At 59.6% G+C, this 8,797-nt stretch carries 7 protein-coding genes; 3 read left to right on the top strand and 4 right to left on the bottom strand.

The genetic code is table 11. The features are described 5' to 3' along the window. Window positions 1-434 precede the first annotated feature (434 nt). A complete protein-coding gene (locus tag Q7W83_RS22720; RefSeq protein ID WP_150631229.1) occupies window positions 435-1,856 on the top strand; it encodes an amino acid permease in 1,422 nt (473 codons plus the stop codon). 121 nt (window positions 1,857-1,977) lie between these two features. On the opposite strand, the gene Q7W83_RS22715 is transcribed toward Q7W83_RS22720, so the two are convergent. The 4 genes from Q7W83_RS22715 to Q7W83_RS22700 all read right to left on the bottom strand — a co-directional run bounded on the left by Q7W83_RS22715 (window position 1,978) and on the right by Q7W83_RS22700 (window position 6,257). After that, entirely contained in the window at window positions 1,978-3,102 is a 1,125-nt protein-coding gene (locus tag Q7W83_RS22715; RefSeq protein ID WP_473657087.1) for an OpgC family protein, read from the bottom strand. Window positions 3,103-3,319: 217 nt separating this feature from the next. After that, a complete protein-coding gene (locus Q7W83_RS22710) occupies window positions 3,320-3,604 on the bottom strand; it encodes a putative quinol monooxygenase (RefSeq protein WP_150631227.1) in 285 nt (94 codons plus the stop codon). Window positions 3,605-3,661: 57 nt separating this feature from the next. After that, window positions 3,662-5,281 carry an FMN-binding glutamate synthase family protein gene (locus tag Q7W83_RS22705; protein WP_473657085.1) on the bottom strand — a complete coding sequence of 540 codons (1,620 nt, stop codon included), beginning with the start codon at window positions 5,279-5,281 and terminating at the stop codon, window positions 3,662-3,664. Window positions 5,282-5,456: 175 nt separating this feature from the next. Next, window positions 5,457-6,257, bottom strand: coding sequence for a helix-turn-helix transcriptional regulator (locus Q7W83_RS22700; protein ID WP_008032237.1), 801 nt, complete (start codon window positions 6,255-6,257; stop codon window positions 5,457-5,459). Window positions 6,258-6,383: 126 nt separating this feature from the next. Here Q7W83_RS22700 and Q7W83_RS22695 point away from each other — a divergent pair, with 126 nt between their 5' ends. After that, a complete protein-coding gene (locus tag Q7W83_RS22695; RefSeq protein ID WP_473657082.1) occupies window positions 6,384-7,208 on the top strand; it encodes a carbon-nitrogen hydrolase family protein in 825 nt (274 codons plus the stop codon). Between the two features lie 238 nt (window positions 7,209-7,446). Continuing rightward, window positions 7,447-8,772 carry an APC family permease gene (locus Q7W83_RS22690; RefSeq protein ID WP_150654068.1) on the top strand — a complete coding sequence of 442 codons (1,326 nt, stop codon included), beginning with the start codon at window positions 7,447-7,449 and terminating at the stop codon, window positions 8,770-8,772. Window positions 8,773-8,797: the final 25 nt, after the last annotated feature.

Genomic DNA, 8,797 nt, shown 5'->3' with positions numbered 1-8,797 from the left:
CCCCCCCCGACCCGTAGGAGCTGGCTTGTCGGCGATGGCGATTTCATGGATGCCATCGCTGGCAAGCCAACGCCTGCAGGATGGCCGTACTAGAGCCTTCGCTACGTAAATGCTACCTAGGTGGGGGCATGACGATGCACCAATGCTGTGCAATACTTCGCGCCGTTTTAACGGTGGAAATTCCTGAAAAAGTCAGGTAATGCACCTCCGTAAACCGCGCTATAACCGAGATTTCTCGCTTAATTTTGTGGTTTATAGAGTGAAAACACCTGTTGGAAGCTTTTTATACTGCACGCCCCGCTGATCTTGCAGGTTTTGTCCTACAAGACGGTTCTGTCCACGAAGCAGGCCCGGTGTCAGGCAAGCAATGGCTTATCGGTCAGCGCTTCGACACTCGGTGGTCATATCCAATAACAAGACGAGGTTGTACCCCTATGCCAGTCGGCAATCACCTGCCCCACGGCGAGACCGCTCAGGGCGGCCCGCTTAAACGCGAACTCGGCGAACGGCATATTCGCTTGATGGCGCTCGGTGCCTGTATCGGCGTCGGTCTGTTTCTCGGTTCGGCCAAGGCCATTGAAATGGCCGGCCCGGCTATCATGCTGTCCTACATCATCGGCGGTCTGGCGATCCTGGTGATCATGCGCGCCCTCGGCGAAATGGCGGTGCACAACCCGGTCGCCGGCTCCTTCAGCCGCTACGCCCAAGACTACCTTGGCCCGTTGGCGGGGTTCCTGACAGGCTGGAATTACTGGTTCTTGTGGCTGGTGACCTGCGTCGCGGAAATCACCGCCGTGGCGGTGTACATGGGCGTCTGGTTTCCTGAGGTGCCGCGCTGGATCTGGGCACTCGCCGCGTTGATCAGCATGGGCTCGATCAACCTGATCGCCGTAAAAGCCTTCGGTGAATTCGAATTCTGGTTCGCCCTGATCAAGATCGTCACCATCATTGCGATGGTGATCGGCGGCGTCGGCGTGATCGCGTTCGGTTTCGGCAACGACGGCGTGGCGTTGGGGGTTTCCAATCTCTGGGCTCACGGCGGCTTCATGCCCAACGGCGTGCAAGGCGTGTTGATGTCCCTGCAAATGGTGATGTTCGCCTACCTCGGTGTCGAGATGATCGGCCTGACCGCCGGTGAAGCGAAGAACCCGCAGAAGACCATTCCCAATGCGATCGGCTCGGTGTTCTGGCGGATTCTGCTGTTTTACGTCGGCGCGTTGTTCGTGATTTTGTCGATCTACCCGTGGAATGAAATCGGCACCCAGGGCAGTCCATTCGTGATGACCTTCGAGCGTCTGGGCATCAAGACCGCCGCCGGCATCATCAACTTCGTGGTGATCACCGCCGCACTGTCGTCCTGCAACGGCGGCATCTTCAGCACCGGGCGCATGCTCTACAGCCTGGCGCAGAACGGTCAGGCGCCGGCTGGTTTTGCCAAAACGTCGAACAACGGGGTGCCGCGTCGGGCGCTGCTGCTGTCGATTTTCGCCTTGTTGCTGGGCGTGCTGCTCAACTACCTGGTGCCTGAAAAAGTCTTCGTCTGGGTGACGGCCATCGCTACGTTCGGCGCGATCTGGACCTGGGTGATGATCCTGCTGGCCCAGCTCAAGTTCCGCCAAGGCCTGAGCGCCAGCGAACGTGCCGGGCTGAAATACAAGATGTGGTTGTACCCGGTCAGCTCGTACCTGGCACTGGCGTTTCTGGTGTTGGTGGTCGGCTTGATGGCGTACTTTCCGGACACTCGCGTGGCACTTTATGTCGGCCCGGCGTTCCTGGTGCTGCTGACCGTGTTGTTCTACGTGTTCAAGCTGCAACCGACCAATGTGTCGCAAGGTGCGGTGCAATCGGCTTCGTAAGTCGTAACGCTTGAAATGAAAAAGCCCCGGTCAATTGGCCGGGGCTTTTTAATGGCTGATGAGATCTGCTGTGGTGAGGGGATTTAGCGAGTCGTCGCCACAAGGTTTTACACAGTCAATATCAGGCGGCGGCGACCTGTGCCGGCCGGGTCAATCGCTTATTGAAATCCAGCCAAGCCCCCAGCAACGCCATCAACCCCGCACCCACCAGGGCTGTGAATATCTGCATGGCAAACGCATCGTCGGTCATGGCATTGACCATGTCCGCCAGCGGCGCCAACAGAACGCCGAGGCAGAAGATCTCCAGCGAATAACGGCCCATGCGACAGCTTTGCTGCGCCAGCCAGTTTTGCGTCCAGCCTGTATCCGGCAACAGTTTCGCCGTGACATACGCCAGCGCCAGGAAGTGCAGCAACCGCACCGGCGACAGGTCGGTCTTGCTGATCGGGTACAACAGGTTGCTCAGCCACGCGGGCATCAGCGCGTCATGAATTTCGGGCCATCGCCACGAGACGGTCAGCACACCGGTAACCACCACATACACCGCGGCACTGACAAACAACGGCCGGCGCAGCAACGGGCGCGTGTCGGGTAATCGAGGTCTTAGTCCGTGAGTTGCTGCCGCGCCGCCTAGGACGAACAGCAGTTGCCAGACCACGGGGTTGAAGTACCACACGCCATCCTTGATGGCCGCCAGGTTCCAGCCGAACCACGGCGCCAACAAGTACACGGTCAACGACACGGCCACCACCGCCCATGGCTTGTGCACCAGCATCGGCAGCACCAGCGGCAAGCCGGCCAGCAGCACGATGTACAGCGGCAGCGGGTCCATGAGGTTCGGTTTGAAGCGCAGCAGCAGCTCATCCACCAACGCTTGCTGCGGGTTGGTGATGAAATGGTGCATGCCCATTTCTTCCACCAGATCCCTCGTTTCCACATGACTGTTGGCGAAGAAGACAATGCCCATCAGCATCGCCAGCAGGAAAATATGCACCACGTAGAGCACCCAGGCGCGGCGCAGAATCTTCACGCAGGCAATCAGATAACCATCGCGTCGGAAGATTTTCCCGTAAGCCAGAACGGCTGCATAACCGGCAAGAAACACGAAAATTTCCGCGGCGTCACTGAAACCGAAGTTACGCGGGGTGATTTGACCGAGGGGGTTGTGAGGCACGTGATCCCAGAAGATGAAGATCAGCGCCAGGCCTCGAAAAAAGTCGATCCGGTGATCGCGTTCAAACGTCATGACAGCAGGCTCGTGAACGGGTGTTGAATAAGGAGTGGCCAGCGCTGCAAAAGGTTGCGCGCCGCACATCGGCGGCGCGCAGGGTGGCGCGATTCGACGGCAATTGCAAAACACTCGCTATTACTGAATGTCTCAAATGTCCTGGCTGAATGAATACGCCCGCTGGGTCATCAAAGAGCCGGCCCCGATCAAGGCGCTTCGCGGGTGACGACGGGCGTCAGAACGCATCCATCAGCACGACAATGCAATCCCGGGCCTGGAAACGGTTGATCTGCGGCACCAACCGCCGAAAGTGTTCAGACTGGCAATGAGCATCCAGCGCCGCCTGGTTCGGCCATTGTTCGATGAAGATAAAGTGGCCGGGGTCTTTTTGATCGATGAACAGGTCGTAAGCGATGCAATCGGGCTCCAGTCGAGTCTTCTCGACCAGTTCGGCGTACCACGGGCGAACGGTTTCAATGTGTTCGGGTTTGATGAAATCCCGAGCGATGACTTTCAGCACGAAGTTCTTCCTTGGTGTAAAGCCAGCCTCCCTATGAGACTGGCGTTCAAACAGTGTTTATGCAGCCGCCAACTCATTGGGCTCAAAACTGTCCGCCCGCGCCATCTGCCACATCCGCGAATAAAACTCGCCGTTGACCTCGCCGGTGAGCAATTCCCCCGGTTTCAAGAACACATGTAACTGTGAGAACAATTTGATCTCGGTCGCCGACATGCGCCGCACCAGGTGCTTGGCCGACAACTGCGACGGATGATCGAGGCCGGCGGCGGCGAGCATTTCCGCCAGGGCCTTGAGGGTGTTGCGGTGGAAGTTGAACACCCGCTGGGCCTTGTCCGGGACGACGAGGGCACGCTGGCGCAGGGTGTCCTGCGTGGCGACGCCGGTCGGGCATTTGTTGGTGTGGCACGACTGCGACTGGATGCAGCCGATGGCGAACATGAAGCCGCGCGCCGAGTTGGCCCAGTCGGCGCCGATGGCCAGTACGCTGGCGATGTCGAAGGCGCTGACGATCTTGCCGCTGGCACCGAGCTTGATCTTGTCCCGCAGGTTCAGGCCCACCAGCGTGTTGTGCACGAACAGCAAACCTTCGCGCATCGGTACGCCGATGTGGTCGGTGAATTCCACAGGCGCCGCACCGGTGCCGCCTTCCTTGCCATCGACGACGATGAAGTCCGGGAGGATGCCGGTTTCCAGCATGGCCTTGGCGATGCCCATGAATTCCCACGGATGGCCGAGGCAGAACTTGAAGCCCACCGGTTTGCCGCCGGACAGTTCACGCAGTTGCTGGATGAAGTGCATCAGTTCGATCGGCGTGGAAAACGCACTGTGCCGCGACGGCGAGATGCAGTCTTCGCCCATCAGGATGCCGCGGGTTTCGGCGATTTCCTGGGTGACTTTGTGCTTGGGCAGAATCCCGCCGTGGCCAGGTTTGGCGCCCTGGGACATCTTGATTTCGATCATCCGCACTTGCGGGGTTTGCGCTTGGGCGGCGAAGCGTTCCGGGTCGAAGCGACCGTCTGCGGTGCGGCAACCGAAATAACCGCTGCCCAGCTCCCAGGTCAGGTCACCACCGTTTTCCCGGTGATAGGCGCTGATGCTGCCTTCGCCGGTGTCGTGAGCGAAGTTGCCGAGCTTGGCGCCCTGGTTCAAGGCGCGGATGGCGTTGGCGCTGAGCGAGCCGAAACTCATGGCCGAGATGTTGAACACTGACGCCGAATACGGCTGCGTGCACTGCGGGCCGCCGACGATCACTCGAAAACTGCCCGGATCACTCAACAGTGCCGGGCGCATGGAGTGGCCGATGAACTCGAAACCCGATTGGTACACGTCGATCAACGTGCCGAAGGGTTTGTCGGCGCTTTCGTTCTTGGCGCGCGAGTAGACCAGCGAACGCTGGGCCCGGGAGAAGGGCAGGGCGTCGCTGTCGGACTCGAGCAGGTATTGGCGGATTTCCGGGCGAATGCCCTCCACCAGATAGCGGATGTTGCCGAGGATCGGGTAGTTGCGGCGCACGGCGTGGGGGCTTTGCAGCAAATCGAACAGGCCCACGAGGCTCAGGACGCCGGTGACTGCGGTGATCGGCCAGAGCCAGTCGTGTTCCAGGAACGGCAGACTGGCGAGGGTAAAAATCACGCAAGCGGCAAAGAAGGCGTAGCGGCTCAGGAGTGACAGGCTCATACGGTTTCCTTGGGTTCGGACTCGGTTGTTATCAGGCCTGGGATTAACACTAAACCCTGTGGGAGCGGGCCTGCCCGCGATTGCGTCATGTCAGCTAACTGATATTTTTCTGAAAGGTCGCTATCGCGGGCAAGCCCGCTCCCACAGTGAAAGCGTCAAGCCCACCACCGGACAGTCAGGCATTTTGCGCCTGGAGAAAAATCGAAAACAGCTCGGACTGGGACTTGATCCCCAGCTTGCTGTACATGTGTTTCTTATGGACTTTCACGGTTTCGACAGAGATTTCCAGCTTACGGGCGATTTCTTTACTGGAGCAACCGCTGAGCATCAAACGCCCGACATCCAGCTCGCGAGCGGTCAGTTGCGCGCCTTTGAGTTGCTGCACCGAAGCTTCCAGTTGAACACGCCAGTCACCCTGGACAGGCGCCGGCGCGAGGGCCACGACTTCATTTATTTCGTACGGCAGGCGCTGGCGCAAAAGGCCAAGCACCCACGGCTGGATCAACGACAGCAAGGCAATCTGCTGACCGCTGAAGCGCTGTTTGCTGCCCAGTGACAGGCACAACGTGCGGTCGCCTTCGAGCTGACAATTGAACTGGATTTCATCGGCCACCACATTCAGACGAAAGTAGCGCTGGTAATACTCGGTCAGCTCGAAATGCTCCGGCGCCACTTCCGACAGGCGATACAGCCCGGTGCGCGATTGCTCGCGGCAGGCAATGTAGAACGGGTCGAGCAAGTACAAACCGCGCAGGTAATCCTGGAACAACTGATCGGGGCTGCCGTCTTCACCGGGACATTCGGCGAACACTTGCGGGTGCTGATCGGCGCTGAAAAGCAGCGCCACCCAGCTGTCGAAGGTCACGTATTGATCCAGTAACCGGACAAGCTGCGTCCAGAAATTGGGCTTGTCGAGGGCGTCGATCAGTTGCCCGACCGAACGGTGCCAGGCGATGTCGTCTAACGAGAGTGTCATGGGTCTACCCCTATCGGGTTACCCCGGCCGCGTGATTCCCTGGCCGGTTGCTTGCTGCGCATACTGGCGCACAGACAACGACCGGGCAATCTTTCTGCCGCCCGGCCACCAGAACAAGGACTACCCATGAAGGTCGAACTCGCCCAACTGGCGGGCCGTGACAACGACACGGCTTACAACCTCGAACGCGCGCTGGCGGCGATTGCTGCCTGTGCGGCCGACACGCAGTTGATCATGTTTCCGGAAAGCCACTTGATGGGCTTCCCGTCGGCCGAGACCGTCGCTGCGGTGGCCGAACCGCTGAACGGCCCGACCGTCAGCGCGATTGTCGCCGCTGCCCGCGAACGCAACATCGCCGTGGTGATTGGTACGGCCGAGAACGACAACGGTCGTTTTTTCAACACCACGCTGCTGATCACCCCTGAAGGCATCGCGCTGAAATATCGCAAAACGCACCTGTGGGCGTCGGACCGCGGCGTGTACAAACCGGGCGACCGCTACGCCACGTGCCTGTGGAACGGCGTGCGGGTGGGCCTGCTGATTTGCTACGACATCGAATTTCCGGAAACCGCCCGCGCCCTCGCACAACTGGGCGCCGAACTGCTGATCGTCACCAACGGCAATATGGACCCGTACGGCCCGACGCATCGCACCGCGATCATGGCCCGTGCCCAGGAAAACCAGGCGTTTGCGCTGATGGTCAACCGCGTGGAAGCGGGCGATGGCGGGTTGTTGTTGTTCGCCGGCGGCAGTGCGCTGGTGAATCCGCTGGGCACGCTGTTGTTCGAGGCCGGGCGGGAGCAGGGGCAGTTTTCGGTGGAGCTGGATCTGAATCAACTGACGGCGGCGCGGCAGGACTATCGGTATCTGGATGATCAGCGGCTGAAGTTGCCGGGGGAGCGAGTTGAGCATGCTTCGGGGTTGCGGGAGCTGCTGATTCCCAAGGGCTAATCCGGATTCTGTGTCGCTCGGGTTGGCCCCATCGCGGGCAAGCCCGCTCCCACAGGAATCTTCTGTGGATATCGATTTTATGTACAACGCAAATCCTGTGGGAGCTGGCTTGCCAGCGATGAGGCCCTGACGCTCAACACATCTATTTGATTTGAACAAAGAACAACAAACGCAACACCCGTAACTTGCGCCGAACTCGGCTCTGCCATAAATCCAATAAAATCCGGAGTAGTCGCTCATGGCTCGTTTGCAACGCACCCTCTCATTAGGGTCGGTGGTGCTGTTTGGCATCGCCTACATGACGCCGATCATTGTGCTCGGCACGTTCGGCATCCTCGCTCAATCCACCGCCGGCATGGTGCCGGCCGCGTACCTCGTGGCACTGGTGGCGATGTTTTTCACCGCCATGAGCTATGGTCGGATGGCCTCGGCATTTCCCGTGGCCGGCTCGGCTTACAGTTATGTGCGCAAGGCCATCAGCCCGAAACTCGGCTTCATCGCCGGTTGGGCGGTGCTGCTCGATTACCTGTTCCTGCCGATGGCGATCTGGCTGATCGGCGCGGCGTACCTCAACTCCGCGTTTCCGGCGGTGCCGCAATGGGTCTGGGTGCTGGCGTTCATCGGCATCACCAGCGCGATTAACATCGTCGGCCTGAAACTGGCCAATGGTATCAACGCCTTGCTGATGCTGGTGCAGTTTCTGGTGCTGATCGCCTTTGTGGCGCTGTGCGTGCATTACGTCGGCGGCGATGCGAGCACGCCGTTGTGGTCGGTGAAACCGTTCTTCAATGGTGATATGCAGATGCCATTGATCATGAGCGGTGCCGCCATCGCCTGTTACTCGTTCCTCGGTTTTGACGCGGTCAGCACCCTGACCGAAGAAACCCGCGACCCGCGCCGCACCATCCCGCGGGCGATCATGTTGATCACCCTGATCGGCGGGCTGATCTTCGTTGGCGTATCGTACTTCGTGCAGATCGCGCACCCGTCGTTCCAGTTCGACAGCGTCGATTCGGCGGCCTATGAAATTGCCCGCAACATCGGTGGCGACCTGTTCGTGTCGATCTTCCTGATCGGCTTGATCGTCGGCCAATTCGCCTCGGGGCTGTCGGCTCAGGCCAGCGGTTCGCGCCTGCTCTATGCCATGGGCCGGGACGGCGTGCTGCCGAAATCCTTCTTCGGTACGTTGCATGAACGTTTCGGGACGCCGATCAACAGCATCCTGCTGTGCGCAGTGGTGGCTTTGCTGGCGCTGAAACTGGACGTCACCACCTCGACTTCGTTCATCAACTTTGGCGCGTTCCTGGCGTTCAGTCTGGTGAACCTGTCGGTGATCTTTCACTACTGGATCGGCGGCGAGAAAAAAGGCCCGCGTGAATGGGTGCTGTTCCTGATCTTCCCGTTCATAGGCCTGGCGGCGGATTTGTGGCTGATGGTCAGCCTTGATCATCTGGCGATTTACCTGGGGCTGAGCTGGTTGGCGATTGGCGTGGTGTACCTGGCGGTGCTGACCGGCGGCTTCCGTCGCCAGCCACCGGAGATGGATTTCCAGGAAGCCACCTGACCTCTGAGTTGATGAGCAACCTGTG

This window comes from Pseudomonas sp. 300 (assembly GCF_055803035.1).
The sequence above is the reverse complement of the archived record's forward strand: the minus strand, read 5'-3'. Positions and strand labels throughout refer to the sequence as shown.

Excerpts from the sequence above, each read along its gene's own strand:
- Q7W83_RS22720 (WP_150631229.1), top strand. The coding sequence starts at position 435 with ATGCCAGTCGGCAATCACCTGCCCCACGGCGAGACCGCTCAGGGCGGC.
- Q7W83_RS22715 (WP_473657087.1), bottom strand. The coding sequence starts at position 3,102 with ATGACGTTTGAACGCGATCACCGGATCGACTTTTTTCGAGGCCTGGCG.
- Q7W83_RS22705 (WP_473657085.1), bottom strand. The coding sequence starts at position 5,281 with ATGAGCCTGTCACTCCTGAGCCGCTACGCCTTCTTTGCCGCTTGCGTG.
- Q7W83_RS22700 (WP_008032237.1), bottom strand. The coding sequence starts at position 6,257 with ATGACACTCTCGTTAGACGACATCGCCTGGCACCGTTCGGTCGGGCAA.
- Q7W83_RS22695 (WP_473657082.1), top strand. The coding sequence starts at position 6,384 with ATGAAGGTCGAACTCGCCCAACTGGCGGGCCGTGACAACGACACGGCT.
- Q7W83_RS22690 (WP_150654068.1), top strand. The coding sequence starts at position 7,447 with ATGGCTCGTTTGCAACGCACCCTCTCATTAGGGTCGGTGGTGCTGTTT.